This window comes from Dietzia sp. IN118 (genome assembly GCF_032905965.1).
GTDB lineage: Bacteria > Actinomycetota > Actinomycetes > Mycobacteriales > Mycobacteriaceae > Dietzia > Dietzia kunjamensis.
Genome location: NZ_JAUMSR010000001.1, coordinates 2,972,176 through 2,992,162 on the forward strand (window position 1 = coordinate 2,972,176; position 19,987 = coordinate 2,992,162).

Genomic DNA, 19,987 nt, shown 5'->3' on the forward strand with positions numbered 1-19,987 from the left:
CGGTAGGAAAATCTCCACCAAAACGCACATCTGAGTCCCGTTAACCTCCTGCCCACCACCCGTCACACAGGCGGATCCGGCCCCCGGACGGCCCCAAGGGGACCGGACGGCCCTGAGGAGGAACTGAGGGCCCGGGACGGCTGCGGGCGCCGCCAGCCCGCTGGACGGGCTCAACGCCGCCGCAGGTCGACCCGCGCGCGGCGCCACGGGTACAGGGTGACGTTGCGGGACCGCGGCCACTCGCGACCGCTGCCCACCGGCTCCAGGCGGTACCGCTCCAGCACCTGGCGCAGGATGACCTGGCCCTCCATCATCGCGAACGAGGCCCCGATGCAGCGGCGCGCGCCGCCGCCGAAGGGCAGCCACTCGGTCGGCGTGGGCACCTCGCCGAGGAACCTCCCCGGGTCGAAGTCACGGGGTCCCGCGTAGGTGGCCGCGGAGCGGTGGGCCAGGACGATCGACGGCGAGATCGTCACTCCCCGCGGGTAGGTCCGCCCGCCGACGGTGGCCGGCTCCTGCAGCTCCCGCATCACCATCGGCACCACCGGATGCAACCGAAGGACCTCCTTGAGCACGGCGTCGAGGTACTCCGACCCGCCCTCGGCGATCTCGGCCACACACCGGTCCTGGACGTCCGGGTGGCGGGCCAGTTCCAGCATCGACCACGCCATCGCCGTGGCCGTGGTCTCGTGCCCGGCCGCCACGAGGGTCATGAGCTGGTCGCGCAGCTCCTGGTCCGACAGCCCCTGCGCGTCGGCCGCCGAGGCGCGGACGAGCAGTGCCAGGAGGTCCCGCCGCTCGGACAGGGCCGGGTCCAGGCGGGCCGCGGAGATCTCCTCACCGAGGAACTCGTGGATGGTCTCCAGGTCCCGCACCTCCCGGCTCCACGGCCACCGCTGGCGCAGCGCGGGGATCCCCAGGCCGATCATCACCACCGGGCCGGCATCGACCGCCCGGGCGACGATCGGCCGCATCCGGTCCAGGCGCGCCGAGTCCGTCACCCCGAAGACCACCCGCAGGATCACCTCGAGCGTCAGCCGGTTGAGCAGCACGTGGGCGCGGACGCGACCCGACCGCGGCCAGTGGTCCAGCTGTTCGCGGGTGACCTCCTCGACGAGCGTGCGGTAGCCGTCGATCTCGCGCCGCCCGAACGCCGGCGCCAGCAGCCGCCGGGCGCGCGCGTGCTCGTCACCGTCCTGGAGGAGCAGCGAGTGCTCGCCGAGGAGGGGACGGAGCAGGTCGTTGCCCTTGCCGGCGTGGAAGACCGACGGCGAGCCGGCGAACACGTCCTTGATCTGCTCGGGCTCGGACACCGCGACGACCTTGCGCCCGGCGGGCATGAGATCGAGCGTGAACGGCACCCCGTAGCGCCGGGCCGCCGCCGGGAAGACGACGGCGGGAGCCGACAGGGCGAGCACCGCCTGCAGGATCCGCGGGAGCCGGGGGCCGGGCGGGAGCCCGTCCCGCCCGATCTCCCCCTGCGTGGTCGGGCCGGGGCCCGCGTGATCGTGAGCCGGGCCGGGGCCCGCGTGACCGTGAGCCGGGCCGGGGCCCGCGTGACCGTGTGTCGCCTCGCTGCGCATGCGCTCACCGTACGAGTCGGCACGCCCCCGCCGCAGCGGGATCGGAGATGCCCGGCGTCCGCCCGCGCACCCCTGCGTCACCCGCGGGCAGCCGGACGTTCACCGGTATCGCCACCTCGTCGTCGTCGATCAGGTCTAGCGTGGACCACATGGCCGTGCTCCCCGTGGACCTGGACTCGACGCCCGACGACATCGCCTCCCTCCTCGCCGTGGACGCCGCCGTCCGCGCGGCGGTGGGCCTCGACCACCACGCACCCGCCGCCGGCGCCCTGCACTGGTCGGGGGACGAGGGGATGTGGATGGCATTGCTGCGACCGGGGCCCGGGCGCGCACTCCTCGCCGGCTGGCACCACGAGTTCTCGCTCACCGAGGGCAGCGGTAACTCCGGCGAGGCCGGCACCGACCTGGTGGGCGACGCCCCCGGCTGGTGGCGCCGCGGCGTCGAACACGCCCGCACCCACGACGCGTGCCTGGGCTTCCTGTACGGGTGGGACGGGTCACGGTGGTGGCGACTGGACCAACCCGCCGACGACGGCTTCGACCCCGAACTGTTCCCGGTGACGCGGGCCGCCCTGCGCGACATCGTCGACGAACTGGCCGACGACACCCTGCTCGACGCCCCCGACCCCGATGCCGTGGAGGCACTGCTCACCGCCGGGTCCGCCCTCACCGCCGTCGAGCTCGGCGCGGTGCTCCACGCCCCCGACGGCTGGCCCGAGGTCGACCTCGACGCCGGCGCCCGGGCCGCCCGCGAGTTCGGCTCCGCGGTCCCCGCCTGAGCCGGCGGCCCGTCCAGCGCTGTAGAAAAAACGCTGGTAAGGATAGCCTTTCGAGGCTTGTCGGCGACTCCGGGGAGTCCTACCGTAGGGGCATGAGCGTCCCCGGTCCGGCACCACACAGCACGGTGGAACCCCACGATTCATCGGTCGGCGGCAAACTCAACTGGCTGCGTGCCGCGGTCCTGGGTGCCAATGACGGGCTGCTCTCGACCGCGGGCCTCGTCCTGGGCGTCGCCGCCGCCACCACGGATCGCCCGGCGATCCTCGTCGCCGGCATGGCGGGGTTGGTCGCGGGCGCGAGCTCGATGGCCATCGGCGAGTACGTGTCCGTGAGCACGCAACGCGACACCGAGAAGGCGCTCATCGAGAAGGAGACCCGCGAGCTCGAGGAGGCACCCGAAGCGGAGTTCGACGAGCTCGTGGGCCTGTACACGGCCAAGGGGCTCAGCGAGGAGACCGCCCGGCGGGTGGCGGAGGAGCTGCACGCCGACGATCCCCTGGCGGCCCACCTCGATGCGGAACTGGGCATCGACGCCGAGTCGTTGACCAACCCGGTCAGCGCCTCGATCTCGTCCGCGATCTCCTTCGCGCTCGGTGCCGTCATCCCCCTGCTCGCCGTCCTCGCCCCGGCCACGCTGAGGGTTCCGTTGATCGGCGTCCTCACGGTGGTGGGGTTGATCCTCGCCGGGTACGTCTCCGCCCGACTCGGGGACGCGGATCCCCGCCCGGCCGTGCGCCGGCTCGTGATCGGGGGCGTCGCGGCCATGACGGTGACCTACGGGATCGGCCTGCTGCTCGGGACCAGTGTGGCCTGAGCCGTGGGGCGCCTCCGCTGTTCGGGCCCGGGACGCGGGGGGATCGCCTGCATCGGAGGCGCGGACTCTGTAACCATGGTCCGGTGAAGAGACTCGGCTACGTGGCGGTGAGACGCCTCGCGCTCGAGATCATCGGGTGGACGCTCATCGTTCTCGGCATCGCCGCACTGTTCCTCCCGGGTCCCGGGCTCCTCATGCTGTTCGCCGGGACGGTGGTGCTCTCACGGCAGTACGAGTGGTTCGACCGGCGCCTCCTGTCGATCAAGCGCGTCGCCATGGAGGGCGCCTCCCGCGGGGTCCAGTCGTGGCCCAAGATCGCGGGGTCACTACTCGGCGCGGCCTGGCTGATCGGCCTGGGGATCTTCTGGGGGATCGGCTCGACGGTGCCGACCTGGTGGCCGCTGTCGGCCGACCTCTGGCTCATCGGCGGCTGGGGCACCGGCGGCACCCTCATCTTCTCGGGCCTCGTCGGGCTGGCGCTACTCGTCTACGCACTGCGACGGTTCCGCGGCAGCCCGTACGACCACGAGGCGGAGGTGGTGCACGACCACCAGCGCCGGGAGGAGCGGCGCAGGGCACGGGCCGTACGTCGACACGCCCACGCGGCGGCACGCCGCGCCGACCCCGGCGTCACTCCAGGCTGAACCGCTCCTCGCCGCCCACCTCGACCATCCGCTGCTCCCCCCGAACGCACACGCACACCGGGGTCTCGTCGATCACTCCGTCGCGGTGACGGATCACCACCTCGTCCCGCATCACCGTCACCGTGAGCGGCGAGCGCAGGTAGGTCATGTTGAACGAGACCCCGTCGATACCGCCGGGCAGATTCGGGTCGAACTGCAGCATCCCGCCCTCGACCCGCATCCCGGCGTAGAAGCGCTGCACGAGGTCGACCGTGCCGGACATGACCCCCATGTGGATGCCCTCGCGGGTCGTCCCACCCTGGATGTCGTGCACGTCGCTGCCCAGCGCGACCTTGAACCGTTCCCAGGAACTGTCCGGATCGAAGCGTGCGAGGACGCCCGCGTGGGTGATGTACGACAGGGTCGACCCGTGGGAGGTGCGGTGGTCGTAGTACTCGATGGTCCGCCGCGCGGCGTCCTCGGGGAACTCGTACCCGAGACGCCCGAACACCCGGCGCAACTCGTCGTCACTGAACAGGAAGAACAGCATCACCGCGTCGGCCTGTTTGGCCAGCTTGTACCGGTCCGGGGTGTCGCCCTCGGCCTTGAGGATCCGGTCGAGCCGCTGGATGTTGCCGTACCTGGCGCGGTATCCCTCCCAGTCCAGCTCCTCCAGCTCCTCGTAGCCCTCGAACTGGCTGATGATCCCGTCGTGGAACGGGACGAACATCTTTCGGCTCATGTCCTTCCACCGGGCGATCTCCTCGTCGCGCAGTTCGAGCCGGGCACGGACGGCACCGGCCTGGGGTGCCGGCAGCAGGTCGAGCAGGTGGGCGGCGATGTCGCAGATCCACGCCACGAAGACGTTGGTGTAGGCGTTGTTGCGCACTCCGCCCTCGGACGCGCCCGGGTACTTCTCGTGGTACTCGTCCGGCCCCATCACGCCGTGGATCTCGTACCGCTGCCGCTCGGGCGAGTAGTGCGCGATGGATGACCAGAACCGCGCGATGCCGAGCATCATCTCCGCGCCCCGGAACTCGAGGAACATCGTGTCCTCAGTGAGGGTGACGTACTGCCAGACGTTGTAGAAGATCGCGGCGCTGACGTGGCGTTGGTTGTGCGACAGGTCGATGTCCCACCGCCCGGACATCGGGTTGAGGTGGAGTTCCTGGGTCTGCTCCGTGCCGAGCGATCCGCTCTGCCACGGGAACATGAACCCCTCGTAGCCGGCCGACGCCGCCGCCACCCGCGCCTCGGACTGCCTCCGGTAGCGGTACATGAGCAGGCTGCGGGTCACGGCCGGGAGCCGGAAGGTCAGGAACGGGAAGACGAACAGCTCGTCCCAGAACACGTGGCCCCGATAGGCCTCACCGTTGATCCCGCGGGCGGGCACGCCGGCGTCGAGGTCGGAGGTGTTGTGCGAGCACGTCTGCAGGATGTGGCTGATGTGCACCCGCAGCAGGTGCTGGGCCTCGTCGTCGCCGAACACGTGCAGGTCACACGCCTGCCACAGCCGTTCCCACGACTCGCGGTGGTGCGCGTACGCCGCGTCGAACGGTCGCGAGCGCGACGCCGACCGGGACGCGCGCAGGAGCGTGTCCCCCGTGGCCGGGTCACGGGAGGTGAACAGGGCGACCGATTTCTCGATCGTCGTGGGGACGTCGCGCTCCAGCTCCACGTGGAGGGTCTGCTGGATGTAGTCCGCCGTCCGGAAGTCGGAGCGGGGCACCTCGCGTTCCCGGCCGCCGGTCGAGACGAGGGTGCGTGCCGCGACGCCGACGTTCACCTCGGACTGCCGGGTGCGCACCTTGAGCGCCATCACCTCGGGCTGCGGGAACACCGTGCTGCCCGGCCGGAGGTGATCGCTCTCGAGTTGCCGGTAGCGGGGCACCCCGTCGTTGGTGACGCGCCCGTCGAGCGCGCTCACGATCTCCGCCTGGCCGGACCAGTTCAGCGGCGTGATCGTCCACTCGAGGTAGGCGTGGTGCATGCTGGCCATCGACGCGAACCGTCGGCTCACCAGCTCGGTTTCCCGTCCCTCCCGGTCACGGAAGCGGATCTGGCGGGTCATCAGCGCCGAGCGCAGGTCCACCCGGTGGCGGTACTCGAGGATCTGCACCTCCGAGAGCCGTAGTACCTCGGCGCCGCCGATGCGCAGCTTGAGCGGCAGCCAGTTGGGGAGGTTGACCAGGTCCTCGTTGTGCACCGGCACGCCGCCGAGCATGGTGGTCGCGCGGTTGTAGAGGCCGTGCACGTAGGTGCCCGGGTAGTGGACCCCGTCGTTCTCCTCCCATTCGGCGGCGCCGCGGGTGGACATGTACCCGTTGCCGGTCGAGGTGAGGGTCTCGCGCAGGCCCTCCTCACCGGGGTCGAACCCGTCGTAGGACAGCGAGAAGGCGTCGTCCTGCCCGCCCGGGGAGGCTGCACGTCCGGCCTGTGAGGTGGTCACACGCCCGACCCTAACCAGTCCGTCGGCTCCTCGGCGGCGGTCCGGCCGGACGGCTCGGCGAGATCGTCATCCCGCCGAGACCCGCCCCGCGCGGGTCTACGATATGATCTACGTCATAGTCGGGACGGTTCGGGGCCGCGCCGCGATCCCTCTTGTCGACCGTCTCCGTCCGACAGGGGTTCATCATGACCGTTCAGCTCATCGAGATCACCGAGGACGTCGCCGACCGGCTCCAGGTCCTCACCACACCGACGGCCTGTCAGGTCGGCGATGCGCGCATGATCATCATCGATCTGCTCGGTTCCGGGCCGTCGTGGCCGTTGTCCGTCCTGGTCGACCACGTCTGCACCTCCTACGAGGCCCCGGACGGCGAGCGTCTCATGGTCGACCTGCGCGACCGCGAGGGCCTGGCCGACCACCTCCTGCGTGACGAGCCCGCCCTGCGCCACGTGACGTGGGTCCGCGCCACGCGCCAGGCACTGCGCGAGTTGACCGACGCCGGCGAGGTGGTGTGGAGCCTGCCGTCGGACGATCCGGACGAGGTCGACCATCCGGAGGTCGAGGTACTGATGTCCGGCGCCCAGCCGCGCGCGTTCCGCGTCTACGTCGGCGATCCGCTGCCCGACGGCTCGGTCTCCCTGCGGTAGCGGACGGCCACCGCGAGCATCACCGCGCCGACGGCGATGAACGACAGCACACGGAACAGTCCCGGCAGGGTGGCCAGGTCGAGCAGAAGCAGCTTCGCCAGCGCGAGGGAGCCCAGGACGAACCCGAGTCGACGCGCATCGGCGATCCGCGGGTTCGCGGTGAGGACGAGCCAGGCCGCGCAGCAGATCCACAGCACCGTCACCACCAGGTGTGCGGCGAGGAACCCGTTCCGCGCCACCCCGGTGAGGTCACCGATCACGACGCCCGCCGCGACCACCATCACCGAGAAGGCCGCCAGGGCCACGACGGCGCCCACCATCATCACGCGCGTCGACTCGCGGGGCAGGCGGCGGCGCGCCCACCACGTCACGGCGACCGCCAGCGCCGTGATGGCGAACGCGGAGACCACGTCCCAGTAGGTGAACTCGCGGACCGCGAGGCGGTCGCTCAGTACGAGGTGCGGTCGGTTGACGGCCGCGTAGACGAGCACGGCGATCACGGAGGCGGCCGCGGCCACCAGGTCCACCCAGCGTCGTCCCCACAGGCCGGCGGACACGACGTACGCCAGGGCGCTCAGGGTCAGAGCGAATCCGGTGAGCTCGCGCCCTCCCAGTTCGACCCACGTCAGTAGCAGGAGCGCGCTCCCGACGAACCCCGTGACCGCGGCCAGCAGCACGTGCGCCCTCTCGCGGCCGGTACGGCCGGCGAGAACCGCGACGGCGAGGTAGGCGGCGGCGAGGGCCAGCCCGACGGGCCAGCCGGGCCGGAGGAGGTGGGTGGCCGGCAGGAGGGCGAGGGGCAGGGCGGTGGGGACGACGACGAGGGCGGCATTGGCGAGTGCCGGGCGGCGGTGGGCGGTGTCGTACCAGGCCACCCCGACGCCCACGGTGGCAAAGACGAGCGGGGTCGCGATGAGCGCGATCTGTTCGCCGCGGCTGTGGAGTGCGGCCTGCGAGAGGTAGCCGGCCAGCAGGAACCCCGGTAGGACGGACCACACGACGCGGACGGCCGCCCCGAGTTCGGCGGCGAGTACCGCGGTGGCGATGCCGACGATCGCGACGAAGATCGGCAGCTCGACACCGGTGGAGATGAGGGGCGCCAGGAGCATCGTGCCGGCCGAGACCAGGCAGGCCAGCAGCCCGGAGGACCAGCGCCCCGCGAGTGCCATCCCTCCGAGGGCGAGCCCGCCCACGAACATGTACGCGGCCGGGACGGGGATCCACAGGTAGAGCGTGGTGCTGGCGATGACGTCGAGCATCGCCGCTGCCAGGCCCGTGCCGACCAGGGCCAGTGCGCCGGGGTTGACCGGGGTGCCGTCGGGGTCGGAGGCGGCCCGGGGGTCGGTGTGGGCCGCGGGGTCGGTGGTGGCGGATTCGTGGCGGGACTGCAGTCGCAGGCCGAGGCCGACGAGCACCACCGCCAGGACCGCGGCGGCGACGACCCGCGCGAGCGGCGGGAACAACCCCGCCTGGATGGCCACGACCAGTAGGAACGCGATGCCGGCGAGCATGACCGATCCGCCGATCGCGGCGATGACGGTGGCGGCCGTGATGCGCGGCCCCCGCCGCGGAGACCGACGCGGCGCCGCCCCCGCCGGCTGTTGCCACAGCCGGTCGGCCTGTTGCCACGGCCGGTCGGGGTGCGCGGGCCGATCGGGGTGCGCGGGCCGGTCCGGGTGGGCGGGCCGGTCGGGGTGCGCGGGCGGCGGCCCGTACCGCCCCGTGGGGTCGTCCTGTCCGGGTGGCCGCCAGGGCCCGCCCGGACGTGCCGGGGCGGGCGCCGACTGCGAGGGGGCGCCAGCCGGGGCCGGCGTCACCAGATGCGGCGTCCCCTGAGCCGGCGCGCCCGCACGCCACGGCGACTCCACCGGCGACTCTCCGGCCACCGCCGGACCGGACTGCCGGGCGAGTGCCGACAACCCGGCCCGCACTTCCCCGACCTCTGCGGTGATGCGTCCGAGACGGGCGTCGAGGTCGGCGAGGGCGCGCTGCAGGTCGGACTGCTGGGGGTTCACCCCTGAATCATCTACCGCACGGGCCCCGGCGTCCACGGACTCATCGGCGCGTGTCCCGCCCCGCGACGGTGCCGACGTCACCGACAGCGGCGGCGGCGTGCGCGAGCTCGACCAGGTCCTCCCCCGTCAACCCCGGGTAGCCGTGGCAGATGTCCCGCCACTGCGCCGGCACGGCCGACGCACCCCAGCGCGCGCCCAGCAGGCCCCCGGCGATGGCGGCGACCGTATCGGTGTCGCCTCCGATCCCGATCGCCGTGACCAGTGTGTCGGCGAGGTGCCGCCCGGGATCTGCGGCGGGGATCGGCGTGTGGTGGATCGCCGACCACGCCGACTGCAGGGCGGTCACCACCCAGCCGTTGCGGCGGAACCGTTCGGGCGGCCCCTGCTCGGCCTCGTCGATGCAGGCCTCCCAGTAGTCCCGGACCGGCCCGTCGAGGTGCGCCAGTCCGCCGCGGAGATCCAGGACCTGCTCCCGCACGGCGCGGTTGATGGCCAGCGACCACAGGACGCACGCCTGGGCGGTGCGTGGGTCGGAGTGGGTCAGGTCGCTCACGGCCGTGGCTGCCCTGACGATCGCCCCGGTGTCGCCGAGGTGGGCCAGGGCGACGGGTGCGGTGCGCATGAGGGAACCGTTGCCCGCGGAGTGGTGACTCCGTCTGAAGTGCTCCTCGGCCGCCTCCCGCGCGGCGGCGGCCGTCGGCGCGGGCCCCGCGGCCCGCAGGACCGCGGCGGTCTGGTTGCCGATGTCCGGCGGGCCGGAGTCGTACCACCACCTGAAGTTGCGGATGACCTCCGAGAGCGCCTCGTCCGTGAGCAGGCCCCCACCCCGGGCGGCCACGTCGAGCACGCACCACGCCATGGACGTGTCGTCGGTCCACTGTCCGGGCGCGAACCCGCCCAGTCCGCCGCCGATCATCTGCGGCCCCTCGGGACCGAGCGGCGCGGAGCCGTACTCGTATCCGGCGCCGAGAGCGTCCCCCACGGCGGTACCGAGCATCACCCCGGCGACCCGGTCGTCCCACCCCCGGTCTCCACTGCCCGTCATCACGCCACCTTCCCTCCGAGCCGGTACGCCAGCTCATCCCGGTTCTGTTCGAGGTCCTTCGCGAACGCGCGGAGCATGCCCTCGATGTTGTCCACCGAGAGCGGGCGCGCGGGGAGGGTGATCCGCTGGAACACGTCGCGCCCGCTGAGGTACCAGGTGCTCCACATCCCCTTGCTGCCCGAGCAGATCCACCTCGACCGCGGTGTTGCGACGGCTGTACACGCCGCGGACCACGAGGGCCCAGGCCTGGACCAGCCCGCCGTCGGGGCTGAAGATGACGAACACCGTGGTGCCGGCGACGGTGAAATACACGTCGCAGTCGTCGTCGACGCCCGGCTCCTGCCCGAACACCCTCCCCACCGCCTCCACGACCACCGGACGCAGCGCGTCCGGACCACCGCGGACCCCACCGTCCGTACGGCCGTCCGGCCCACCCGGCGCGTCCGCGTCCGCGAGCCTCAGGGACTCCGCCAACTCGGCTGCTCCTCGTCCGCTGGCGCGGGCCGTGAACAGCTGGGGGTGCGGCAACCGCAGGTCCTCGCGCGCCACGCGGACGATCGCGTCCGCCAGTGCGAACGCCCCGTCGGCGCCGGCGCTGGCCACGACCTCCTCGGCCGCCGTGCTGCCGGAGATCCCGCGGGCGACCCACATGAATCCCCGACCACGGTCCGACCGGACGACGAGCTACTGGCTCCACCCCTCCGGCCCGGGCGGGGCCACCAGCGCCAGCGCGCCGCCGTCCCCGACAGCACCGATCCGCAGGATCAGCGTGTCCAGGAACACGCCCCATGCGCACTCGGTGGCCTCGCCGCCGACCCCGTCCATGCCGTCGTCTCGTCGACTTCCCATGACCCCTCCACTCCTTTAGCACTCCAGGCGCGCTAAACATTAGCACGCCAATCGCGCTAAAGTGAAGGCCATGTCCGATCTCGATAAGTTCCCCCGGCCCGCCGTGGCCGTGGACCTGGCGATCCTCACCGTGACAGGGGCCGGCGGCACCGACCCCGAGCTGCGGGTATTCACGCAATCACGCCGGAATCCGGACGGTCGCGCGCTCCCGGGCGCGTTCCTGCGCGAGCGGACGACCGTCGCCGAGACCGCGGACCACGTACTCCGCGAGAAGGTCCGGATCGCGCCACACGAGACCATCCGTCCGCGCCTGCTGCGGCTCTTCGACGACCCGGGGCGGGACGAGCGGACGTGGGCCGTCTCCGCCGCCCACGCGCTCCCCCTGCCCGAGTCCGCGCTGGCCGGAGCGAACGGCGAACTCACCCGCGTCACCGCGGACGGCCGACTCGACGGCATCGAGTCGCTACTGTTCGACCACGACGCGATCGTCGACGCCGCGATCCGCGACGTCCGCGAGCTCTACGAGATCCGCCAGCGCTACGTCGACGTGGGCCCCGACCCCGACGGCTTCCTGGCCGAACCGTTCACGCTGCTCCAACTACGTCGCGTGCACGAGGCCGTGATCGGCGAGGAACTGCACAAGGACAACTTCGCGCGCCGGATGCGACCGCACCTGGAACCCGTCCTGGACGACGACGGCGAGGTGGCGCTGTCCACGGCCCTACGCGGTCGCCCGGCCGCGCTCTTCCGGCGCGCGCGCTGAGGCGTCCCGCGCCGCCCGCGACCGCAGCACCAGGGTCACGCCGACCGCACTGATCGCCATGCCGACCACGGCCGGGAGGGTGATCGGGACACCGAACATGAGCCACACCCAGACCATGGTCGTGGGCGGGGTGAGGTAGAGCAGCACGCTCGCGACGGTGGCGCCACGGGTGCGGGTGACAAAGACGAAGAGGACGTACCCACACAGGGTGGACAGGAACACCAGCCAGGCCACCGCCGCCCAGAAGTCGGGTTCGGCCACGGGCGCCGCCTGGCCGGTCACCAGAGCCGCGGACATCAGGGTGACCCCCGCGACGACGGACTGCATGGTGATCGACTGCAGCAGCGTCTCGGAGGGCCGCAGCCGCTGCGTGAGAACCGTGCCCGTGGCCAGACTGAGCATGCCCGCCGCCGGGAACAGGTACGCCCACCACGGGGCGGCGCCCGCGTCGAGACCGCCGGAGACCACCACCACGACGCCCGCCATCCCCAGCACCATGCCGACCCACATGCCGGCCGTCGTGCGCTCGCCGAGGACCCTGCCCGCCACCGTCGCCACCAGCAGTGGCTGGAGCGCGGCGATGAGCGCCGCGGTGCCGCCGTCGACGCCCCGGGAGACCCCCTCGAAGATCATGAACAGGAAGAACGCCTGACTGAACAGGCCCAACACCGCCTGCCGCGTCCACGCCGCGCGATCGTTCAACCGCACCCCCAGCACGAGGCAGACGGTCACCAACAGCACGCCGAGGATCGAGAACCGCCAGCCCAGCAGCTGCAGCGGGGTCCCGTCGGCCCGGATCCCGAGTTCCGCGCCGACATAGCCCGAGCTCCACATGAGCACCAGGGCCACCGACGCCAGATGGCCGGCGTTGCGGCGGAGCGCCTCTCGCGCGGGCTGAGCCATCGGCACAGCCTACGAAGCGGCCGACCTCGTCGTCGTCGTACTCTCGCGTCCCACCCCCGGCCCGTGGCCGTTCACCCCTCCGCGCTCACTCCTCTGCGCTCACTCCTCTGTGCTCATTCCTTCGCGTCGACGATCACCGTCCCGGCCTCGAGCCGGGTGCCCGTGGGGCCGCCACCGCCTCCTCGAGCGACGACGGCGCGCGGTCAGAGGTCGGACTGTGGTTTCTGTCGCGGCTCCGGGACGGGCCCCACTCGTCGGACGTGGGGGAGGCGGTCGGGTCCATGGGATTCGCACTCGCGGTCATCGGGGTGTGCATCCTTATCGGCGGGACGCGGCTGCGGTGGCTGTTCCGGCCGGAGCGGGTGCTGGGCGCGATGCCCCTGACCGCGTACACCGCACATCTCCTCGTCTGGGCGGCGTGGATCGCCATCGCGCGCGCCGAGGGCCGACAGTTCGACCCGATGGACGCCCCGACAGCATCTCCTGGCGGGTGTTCTCGGACCCGGCCTCGGGGCTCGGCGCCAAGAACGCGCTCTTCCTCCAGATGCTCGAACCGGGCATGATGACCCACTTCGATCGGGTCTCGCTGACCAGCGAGGGCGCCGACGAGATGGCCGCCCGGTTCGACCGCACGGCCGCCTACCTGCGGGACTCGGTCTTCGCCGACACCGCCCACGCGGACGCGGCGGCCAAGCGCGTCGACCACCTCCACGAGATGGCGACCTGGACCAACCCGGAGACCGGAGAGGTGGAAGAGGCCAAGCAGCCGGAATGGATGCGGTGGACGTGGTGGACGTACATCTGGTCGGCCGTCCGGGGCTACCAGGAGTTCGGCCCGGGCCTGAGCACAGCGGACGCGGACCGCCTGGTGGTGGAGTCCCACATCGGCGCGGACAAACTGCACGTCCCCGGCCCGCACCTCGAGACCTTCGCAGCGGTCGACCAGTACGTCACCGAGGGCCTCGACACCAAGGCGTTGACCATCTTCGCCGCGATGGCCGGCCACTCGCTCCGGCACCCGGACGTGAAGGGCCCGGTGGCCAGGTGGGTCACCCGCCAGATCCTCAACGGCGTGCTGTCGCTACTCCCCGACCAGGCCAAGCTGTTCTTCGCCGTGGAGGACCGCAGCGCCAAGGAGTTCGCCCGCGGGGCCAGGTTCACCAAGCTCGTCGCCACACTCGCGCGGAAGAACCGGACCGCCGAGGACCTCATCGCGCAGGCGATCGGCGAGTCCGTCGCGGCGCCCTACCAACGGGTGCGGGTCAAGAAGACCAAGGCCTCGCCGGCTTCCTGACGCGTCGACCGCGAGATCCCACACAGGCCCGGCCCCGACAGCGCACCGGGCCGCGGCCTCCCGACCTGCGGTGCCCTGCACACCGTCTTCAGGGCACCGCAGGTCAGGGCCGGTCAGGGCCGGTCGATGGCGGAGTGTCGCGGTGCGGCGGGTGGAGCGAGAGGGCCCGCGCCGAGACTGTGCGCCATTTACATAGTGTGTGCCACACACTAACGTGTGCCGCATGGGCGACGACGCGGACGCGGCACTGGGCACCCACCTGCAGGAACTCCGGCGCGGGTCGGTCGTCCTGGCGAGTCTGCTGGCCTGCCGGACGCCCAGGTACGGGTACGCCCTGCTCACCACGCTGGCCGAGGCGGGAATCGCCACCGAGGCCAACACCCTCTACCCGTTGCTGCGCCGCCTCGAGGGACAGGGCTTGCTCACCTCGACGTGGCGGACCGAGGAGCCCAGGCCCCGCAAGTACTACGAGACCACCGCGCTCGGCACCGAGACCGCCGAGCGCCTGCACGCCGAGTGGCTGGCATTGGGTGCCGGCTACACCGATCTGCGGAAGGCGGACGAGTGATGTCCACACTGACCGATCGCTACATCTGCGAGGTGGTCCGCCACCTCCCCGAGGACCAGCGCGGCGACATCTCCTCGGAGATCGCCGCGACCATCGCCGACATGGTCGCCGCCGAACCCGACGCCGGGAACGATGCCAGCGGGACCGAACCGGCCGGGACCGCCGACCGCGATTCCGCCGAACGCGCCGTCCTGGCGCGACTGGGCGACCCGGCCGAACTCGCACGCCGCTATGCCGGCACCCGCCAGTACCTCGTGGGCCCGGACGTCTACCCGGTCTGGGCCCGGGTGCTGCGGTGGCTCCTGCCCGTCGTGGGCGTCATCGCCGCCCTGGCCGGCGGCATCCTCTACGTCTCCACCACCGCGGAGCCGGAGCTCGGCGGCCTCATCGGCCAACTCGTCAGCTCCGTCGCCGCCGCCCTGCTGTGGGCCTTCGCGGCCTGGACGCTCGTGGTGGTGATCATCGAGCGGACGACCCCGGAGGGCGAACGCAGTCCGTTGACCCTGACCCCCACCTGGGACCCGGCGCACCTCGACGGGCCCCGTGCCGGGGCGGACACCCGCGTCGACGCGGTCGTGTCGCTGGTGATGCTGGCCATCCTGGTCGCGGTGCCGTTCGTCCCGTCGACGTTCCTGTACATCGGCCATCTCAACGGCGGCGAACCGCTCGTGAACCCCGCCATCCCCACCAGGTGGTTCACGGGGTACGTGCTGCTGATCGGAGCGCTGGCGCTCGTCCAGGTGTGGCGCCTGGTGAGGCCGGGCAGGTCACCGGCGCGGCTCGGCATCGACGTGGTGGTCGACGTTGTCTTCGGCGTCTTCCTCACGGCCCTGGTGCTGAGCCACGACTCGGTGATCCACCCCGACCTCGTCGCGGCGGACGACGGCGGCACGGCGACCACCGCGATCCGCTGGAGCATCATCGCCACGATCTGGGTGATCGTGGTCTGGGATCAGATCGAGACCCTGCGGGCGTATCGGCGGGGTACCGCGAGCACAGCGTGAACCCCGCCGGCCGGCAATAGCGAACGCCCCCGTCCGCGTGGACGGGGGCGTTCCTTCTGTGCGCCCGAAGGGACTCGAACCCCTAACCTCTTGATCCGTAGTCAAGTGCTCTATCCATTGAGCTACGGGCGCAATATTCTTCTGTCGTGCCAGCTATCCGGTCACCCGGATCCCCGGCATGGCGGAGGCGAGAGGATTTGAACCTCCGGTCCCCTTTGAGGAGGACAACTCATTAGCAGTGAGTCCCATTCGGCCGCTCTGGCACGCCTCCTGGAGGCTCTGCTGAGCCAACGAGGAATTACAGTACACACAGGCCGGGCCGGTGCGCAAAACGGCCGGACACCGGGCCCGCAGGGGGTGGTCCTACCCTGTAGTCATGTCCCCCGACGTGCGCAGCGACCTCGACGCCATCCCCGCCTACATTCCGGGCGCCTCCGTGCCGGGCGCGGTCAAACTCGCGTCCAACGAGACCACCGCGGGCCCGCTGCCGAGCGTGGCGGCGGCCATCGCCGAGGCCGCGGCGGGCGCCAATCGCTACCCGGACATCACCGCCGGCGCGCTCGTCGACCGGCTCGCGGACTTCCTCGACGTGCCCACCGGGAACGTCACCGCCGGCTGCGGCTCGGTCGCCCTGTGCCAGCAACTGGTCCAGGCGGTGTGTGCACCGGGCGACGAGGTGGTCTTCGGCTGGCGCTCCTTCGAGGCGTACCCGATCATCGCCCGCATCGCCCACGCGGTCCCGATCGCGGTCCCCAACCGGGACGACGGGTCGCTGGACCTCGACGCGATCGTCGCCACCGTCACCGACCGGACCCGGCTGATCTTCGTCTGCACGCCCAACAACCCGACCGGCCCGGCGGTGACCCGCGCCGAACTCCTCGCTTTTCTCGACCGCGTCCCCGAACGGGTCACCGTGGCGCTGGACGAGGCCTACTACGAGTACATGCGATCCGAGGACCCGGTGGACGGCGTCGCCGAGGCGATGTCGCGGCCCAACGTGGTCTCGCTGCGCACCTTCTCCAAGGCCTACGGTCTGGCCGGCCTCCGTGTCGGCTACCTCGTCGGACCCGCCGAACTGGTGGTACCGGTGGCGAAGATGGTCGTCCCGTTCTCGGTGAGCTCCCTGGCGCAGGCCGCCGGAATCGCCTGCCTCGAGGCCGGGGACGAACTGCGGGCCCGCACCGACGCGGTCGTCGCCGAGCGCTCCCGCGTACGGGCTTCCCTGCTCGACATGGGGCACGCGGTCCCGGACACCCAGGCGAACTTCGTCTGGCTACCCCTCGGGGACGCCGCGGCTGATTTCGACGCCCACTGCCGCGAGCACCTGGTCGTCACCCGGTGTTTCGCCGGCGACGGAGTGCGGGTGTCCATCGGGGATCCCGAGGAAAACGACCGATTCCTCACTGCCGCCCGGCATTTCGTGACCAGAACGTAATGCTTCCGGCGGGGTCCCGTGACATCGCGAGGGCAGCATGGGCCGGGTTTGGGAGAGCAGGTCACGATCTCGCGATCCCCGGATCGCGGAACGTGCGAGCCCCCGCCCCTCTAGGAGACGATGTGCAGCAGAAGAGTTCATGGCACGAGGTGAACTCCGCAGCTATCCACACGTCCATAACGGGCCGCGTCGGGCCGGTCGCTTTCGCGCTGTTCGCGGCCGTGGTCCTCGTCGCAACCCTCGCCTCCCCTCCGCGTGCCGACGCGCAGACCAGCAGTCCCTGGAGCCCGGCGGCGGAGACCCGGTCGGTCCGCATCCTGGGGATCGGGGAGTTCTCCGGTGCGCTGTCCCGGCCCGTGGGGTTCCAGGGCGAGCTCCGTGACGGCTCGGGCAACGTCCGCCCCGCCGGTGGCGGGCCACACCTCGCGGCCACGGTCGGAAAGTTGCGCGACCAGGCCGAGGATTCACTGCTGTTCGCCACCGGCGACTCGATCGGCGGGACCGCCCCCGAGGCCGCGTTGCTGGGTGACCGAGCGACCATCGAGTACTTCAACCGGCTCGGTGTGGACGGGGCCGGCGTGGGACGACGCGAACTCGAGAAGGGCGCCGACCACGTCCGATCCCTGGTCACGCCGGGGTGCGCGACCGAGCGGGATTGCCGCGTCGATCCCCCGCTCCCGCCGTTCCGTGGGGCGGCGTTCCCGTTCCTGGCATCCAACGCCATCCCGTCGCCCGATTCGGCCCCCACCTTCCCCTTCGCGATCCACCGAGTCGGTGACGTCCGGGTGGGGGTCGTGGCGGTGACTTCCCCGTCGACGTCCGTCCCGGAGACGACCACGCGGTTGACCGACCCCCTCCGCGCGATCGACGAGACCGTGGAGTCACTGCGGTTCCTGGGCGTGGAGGCGATCGTCGCCATGGTCCAGTCCGACGCCGTCCACGACAATCTCGATCCGGCGGCCTGCCCCGACGAGCTCACCGAGTTGGACCTGGTCAAGCAGCTCAACCCCGCCGTGGACGCCCTGATCGTGGGAGCCTCCGGCGGCCCGGCCACCTGCCGTGTCTTCGACTCGGACAACGACGAGCGCGTCGTCGTGGCCCCCGCGTCCCACGGCCGGTCCGTCACCGTCGTCGACCTGGCGGTCGACCCCTCCACTGGCGATGTGATCCGGCCCCAGACGTCGGTGTTCAACCAGACGGTCAACCTCGACATAGAACCCGATGCCGGGACCGAGGAGCTCGTACGCCAGGCCCAGGCCGCTGCGGCACCGCAAGCCCGCGAGGTCATCGGCACCGCCGACGAGACCATCGAGCGGGCCATGGATGCGAACGGCGAGTCACCACTGGCGGATCTCATCGCGGACGGCCAGCTTCACGCCGCCCGGGGTCGGGGCGCCGAGCTGGCCCTGTCCAACCCGGATTCCCTGCGCACCGACCTCCCCGCCGGGCCCCTCGACTACGCCGACCTGCACACCGTGCAGCCCTACGGGGATCGCCTCTACCTGGTCACCGTGACCGGGGAGGAACTCCGCGCGGCCTTCGACCACTTCGCCGACGACATCGGCCGCAACGGCCCGGCGGTCTCGTCGAACGTGCGCTACACCGTCGACCTCCGCCGCCCGCCCGGAGCGAGGGTGTCGGAGATAATTATCGACGACGAGCCCGTCGACCCCGGGCGCGAGTACACCGTCGTGGTGAACGAGTTCCTCTCCTCCCCCGAGTGGCACGGCTCGGTCCTGGCCGAACGCGGGGACCGCCGCGAGGCCGGGGTGACCGATCTCGACGCACTGCGTCGCTATGTGGCCGAGGAGGGCCCGCTGAGCGCCCCCGAGACCGGCCGGATCAGCGTCGTCGGCTGACAAGACCCGACAGTCGCACCGGCTGGCCGCGTGCCGTGCTCGGCACGGCACGCCGGGGGCCGACACGGGGGGCACCTCTCAGCGCCGCGGGCCTATCAAAGAGTAAGATCAGCTTCACTCTCCGCGATTCCGGACGCCCCCGCCCCTGTGCACCGTGCCCACCCAAGGAGAAAAAAGGTACTCCGCCTTATCGACTCCTGAGGAAGTGGTGGCCATGTCGTCGCGAAGACCCGTCGTGGGACCGGGGCACCTCCTCATGCGTGGCGCGGCCCTGGTGGGCGGCGCACTCACCCTGGTCGGCTGCATGACGACGACCGCCGTTCCGCAGGTGGACCCGACTTTTGCGGGAACCGTCCGACTGGACGAGGTCACGGTCCAGCGCTTCGAGTACCCGACCCGGGATTCCGACGCCGATCCCGAACAGAACTGGGCGGACCTGTACCTGCCGTCCGGGGCCCAGGGGGTCGACACCATCCCGCTCGCGGTCCTCATCCACGGAGGGGCGTGGCAGAACCAGCTGGGTGCGGACATCTTCGACCCCCTGGCGCGCGAATTGGCGAGCCGCGGAATGGCGGTCTACAACGTGGAGTACCGCCGGGTCGGGTCCGGCGGCGGCTGGCCCGTCACCTTCCGGGACATCGCGGACGCGCTCGACCACGTGGTCGAGGTGGACCGGCGCTTCCCCCAGATCACGACCGATGACGAAGTGGTGGTGGGCCACAGCGCGGGTGCCCAACTCGCCGTGTGGGGCGGCACCCGCCACCTGCTCGAGGACGACGAGGTGGGCTCCGAGCCCGCGTTCCGGCCCACGCGCGTGATCTCGATCGCCGGACCACTGGACATGGTCTATGCAGCGAACCACGGGGACGACAGGATCGTCACGGCGATCGGCGGGACGCCCTCCGAGTTCCCGTGGCGGTACGCGTCGGTGGACCCCATCCAGAACATCGACACCGGCACACCGGTCGTCGCGATCCACGGCAACCGGGACGCGGCCGTCTCGGCGGAGAACTCCCGGCGCTACGTCGACGAGGTCACCCGCCGGGGAGGACGCGCCAAACTGGTCCTGCTCGAGGGTGAGGACCACGTCTCGATCGTCTCGGGAAAGTCCCGCTCGTACCCGCGGGTGCTCGAGATCATCCGCTACGTCGCGGCAGCGGACCTGCAGGAGACGACCGCCTGAGCCGGCCCTGCCTCGACTCGGGCCCGCGCGGATCGGACCTGGGCGGAAGTGGAGGGATTTGAACCCCCGGTGCTGTTTAGGCACGCTCGCTTTCAAGGCGAGTGCATTCGGCCGCTCTGCCACACTTCCCCGCCGCCTGCCGCGACACGCACGACCGCGTGGTTCCACGTGGA

The 19,987-nt window shown here is 71.6% G+C and carries 19 protein-coding genes and 3 tRNA genes; 11 read left to right on the plus strand and 11 right to left on the minus strand.

Annotated features, from left to right (window positions below; translation table 11 throughout):
• Window positions 1–170: 170 nt before the first annotated feature.
• Window positions 171–1,583, minus strand: coding sequence for a cytochrome P450 (locus Q2K20_RS14235; RefSeq protein ID WP_269528868.1), 1,413 nt, complete (start codon window positions 1,581–1,583; stop codon window positions 171–173).
• Window positions 1,584–1,587: 4 nt separating this feature from the next.
• Window positions 1,588–1,734: a hypothetical protein gene (locus Q2K20_RS14240; RefSeq protein WP_269528867.1), complete on the minus strand. Its 147-nt coding sequence runs from the start codon at window positions 1,732–1,734 to the stop codon at window positions 1,588–1,590.
• On the opposite strand from Q2K20_RS14240, the gene Q2K20_RS14245 reads away from it, so the two are divergent.
• The 3 genes from Q2K20_RS14245 to Q2K20_RS14255 all read left to right on the plus strand — a co-directional run bounded on the left by Q2K20_RS14245 (window position 1,733) and on the right by Q2K20_RS14255 (window position 3,821).
• The gene (locus Q2K20_RS14245; RefSeq protein ID WP_069389077.1) at window positions 1,733–2,362 is read left to right on the plus strand and encodes a hypothetical protein; all 630 of its coding nucleotides are present in this window, start codon (window positions 1,733–1,735) and stop codon (window positions 2,360–2,362) included. The two genes, Q2K20_RS14240 and Q2K20_RS14245, sit on opposite strands and share 2 nt — an antisense overlap.
• Before the next feature lie 92 nt (window positions 2,363–2,454).
• Window positions 2,455–3,177 carry a VIT family protein gene (locus Q2K20_RS14250; protein ID WP_069389076.1) on the plus strand — a complete coding sequence of 241 codons (723 nt, stop codon included), beginning with the start codon at window positions 2,455–2,457 and terminating at the stop codon, window positions 3,175–3,177.
• A gap of 83 nt (window positions 3,178–3,260) precedes the next feature.
• Window positions 3,261–3,821, plus strand: a complete 561-nt coding sequence (locus Q2K20_RS14255) for a PGPGW domain-containing protein (RefSeq protein ID WP_069389075.1) — start codon at window positions 3,261–3,263, stop codon at window positions 3,819–3,821.
• Here the strand turns inward: Q2K20_RS14255 and Q2K20_RS14260 are convergent.
• Window positions 3,808–6,249, minus strand: a complete 2,442-nt coding sequence (locus tag Q2K20_RS14260) for a glycoside hydrolase family 65 protein (protein ID WP_069389074.1) — start codon at window positions 6,247–6,249, stop codon at window positions 3,808–3,810. The genes Q2K20_RS14255 and Q2K20_RS14260 overlap by 14 nt on opposite strands.
• A gap of 185 nt (window positions 6,250–6,434) precedes the next feature.
• Between Q2K20_RS14260 and Q2K20_RS14265 the strand changes: the two genes are divergently transcribed.
• Entirely contained in the window at window positions 6,435–6,896 is a 462-nt protein-coding gene (locus Q2K20_RS14265) for a hypothetical protein (RefSeq protein WP_067715077.1), read from the plus strand.
• Here Q2K20_RS14265 and Q2K20_RS14270 read toward each other — a convergent pair.
• From Q2K20_RS14270 to Q2K20_RS14285, 4 genes are read right to left on the minus strand one after another with little or no spacing between them, the layout of a single operon-like run.
• A complete protein-coding gene (locus Q2K20_RS14270; protein WP_317176869.1) occupies window positions 6,851–8,911 on the minus strand; it encodes a DUF2339 domain-containing protein in 2,061 nt (686 codons plus the stop codon). The two genes, Q2K20_RS14265 and Q2K20_RS14270, sit on opposite strands and share 46 nt — an antisense overlap.
• A 40-nt stretch (window positions 8,912–8,951) precedes the next feature.
• Window positions 8,952–9,956, minus strand: a complete 1,005-nt coding sequence (locus Q2K20_RS14275; protein WP_317176870.1) for an ADP-ribosylglycohydrolase family protein — start codon at window positions 9,954–9,956, stop codon at window positions 8,952–8,954.
• A 33-nt stretch (window positions 9,957–9,989) separates the two neighbouring features.
• Entirely contained in the window at window positions 9,990–10,607 is a 618-nt protein-coding gene (locus tag Q2K20_RS14280; protein ID WP_317176871.1) for a T3SS (YopN, CesT) and YbjN peptide-binding chaperone 1, read from the minus strand.
• A gap of 33 nt (window positions 10,608–10,640) precedes the next feature.
• Window positions 10,641–10,805 carry a hypothetical protein gene (locus tag Q2K20_RS14285; protein WP_269501745.1) on the minus strand — a complete coding sequence of 55 codons (165 nt, stop codon included), beginning with the start codon at window positions 10,803–10,805 and terminating at the stop codon, window positions 10,641–10,643.
• Window positions 10,806–10,875: 70 nt separating this feature from the next.
• Here Q2K20_RS14285 and Q2K20_RS14290 point away from each other — a divergent pair, with 70 nt between their 5' ends.
• Complete coding sequence (locus Q2K20_RS14290) at window positions 10,876–11,568, plus strand: NrtR DNA-binding winged helix domain-containing protein (protein WP_096906225.1); 693 nt, start codon at window positions 10,876–10,878, stop codon at window positions 11,566–11,568.
• Here the strand turns inward: Q2K20_RS14290 and Q2K20_RS14295 are convergent.
• The gene (locus Q2K20_RS14295) at window positions 11,527–12,471 is read right to left on the minus strand and encodes a DMT family transporter (RefSeq protein WP_067714715.1); all 945 of its coding nucleotides are present in this window, start codon (window positions 12,469–12,471) and stop codon (window positions 11,527–11,529) included. The genes Q2K20_RS14290 and Q2K20_RS14295 overlap by 42 nt on opposite strands.
• A 490-nt stretch (window positions 12,472–12,961) precedes the next feature.
• On the opposite strand from Q2K20_RS14295, the gene Q2K20_RS14300 reads away from it, so the two are divergent.
• From Q2K20_RS14300 to Q2K20_RS14310, 3 genes are all read left to right on the plus strand, one after another.
• Window positions 12,962–13,765, plus strand: coding sequence for an oxygenase MpaB family protein (locus Q2K20_RS14300; RefSeq protein ID WP_317176872.1), 804 nt, complete (start codon window positions 12,962–12,964; stop codon window positions 13,763–13,765).
• A gap of 223 nt (window positions 13,766–13,988) precedes the next feature.
• On the plus strand, window positions 13,989–14,333 hold the full coding sequence (locus tag Q2K20_RS14305) for a PadR family transcriptional regulator (RefSeq protein ID WP_317176873.1): 345 nt from the start codon (window positions 13,989–13,991) through the stop codon (window positions 14,331–14,333).
• On the plus strand, window positions 14,333–15,337 hold the full coding sequence (locus Q2K20_RS14310) for an HAAS signaling domain-containing protein (protein WP_317176874.1): 1,005 nt from the start codon (window positions 14,333–14,335) through the stop codon (window positions 15,335–15,337). The genes Q2K20_RS14305 and Q2K20_RS14310 overlap by 1 nt, the downstream gene beginning before the upstream one ends.
• Before the next feature lie 59 nt (window positions 15,338–15,396).
• On the opposite strand, the gene Q2K20_RS14315 is transcribed toward Q2K20_RS14310, so the two are convergent.
• A tRNA-Arg gene (locus Q2K20_RS14315) sits at window positions 15,397–15,469 on the minus strand.
• A 47-nt stretch (window positions 15,470–15,516) separates the two neighbouring features.
• Window positions 15,517–15,608: transfer RNA gene (locus Q2K20_RS14320), tRNA-Ser, on the minus strand.
• Window positions 15,609–15,713: 105 nt separating this feature from the next.
• On the opposite strand from Q2K20_RS14320, the gene Q2K20_RS14325 reads away from it, so the two are divergent.
• The 3 genes from Q2K20_RS14325 (at window position 15,714) to Q2K20_RS14335 (ending at window position 19,814) form a co-directional block, all read left to right on the plus strand.
• The gene (locus tag Q2K20_RS14325; RefSeq protein ID WP_096906230.1) at window positions 15,714–16,772 is read left to right on the plus strand and encodes a pyridoxal phosphate-dependent aminotransferase; all 1,059 of its coding nucleotides are present in this window, start codon (window positions 15,714–15,716) and stop codon (window positions 16,770–16,772) included.
• A gap of 122 nt (window positions 16,773–16,894) precedes the next feature.
• Entirely contained in the window at window positions 16,895–18,631 is a 1,737-nt protein-coding gene (locus tag Q2K20_RS14330; protein WP_317176875.1) for a bifunctional metallophosphatase/5'-nucleotidase, read from the plus strand.
• A 214-nt stretch (window positions 18,632–18,845) separates the two neighbouring features.
• On the plus strand, window positions 18,846–19,814 hold the full coding sequence (locus Q2K20_RS14335) for an alpha/beta hydrolase family protein (protein ID WP_410494210.1): 969 nt from the start codon (window positions 18,846–18,848) through the stop codon (window positions 19,812–19,814).
• A 43-nt stretch (window positions 19,815–19,857) separates the two neighbouring features.
• Here Q2K20_RS14335 and Q2K20_RS14340 read toward each other — a convergent pair.
• Window positions 19,858–19,943 (minus strand) — tRNA-Ser (locus Q2K20_RS14340).
• Between the last annotated feature and the right edge of the window lie 44 nt (window positions 19,944–19,987).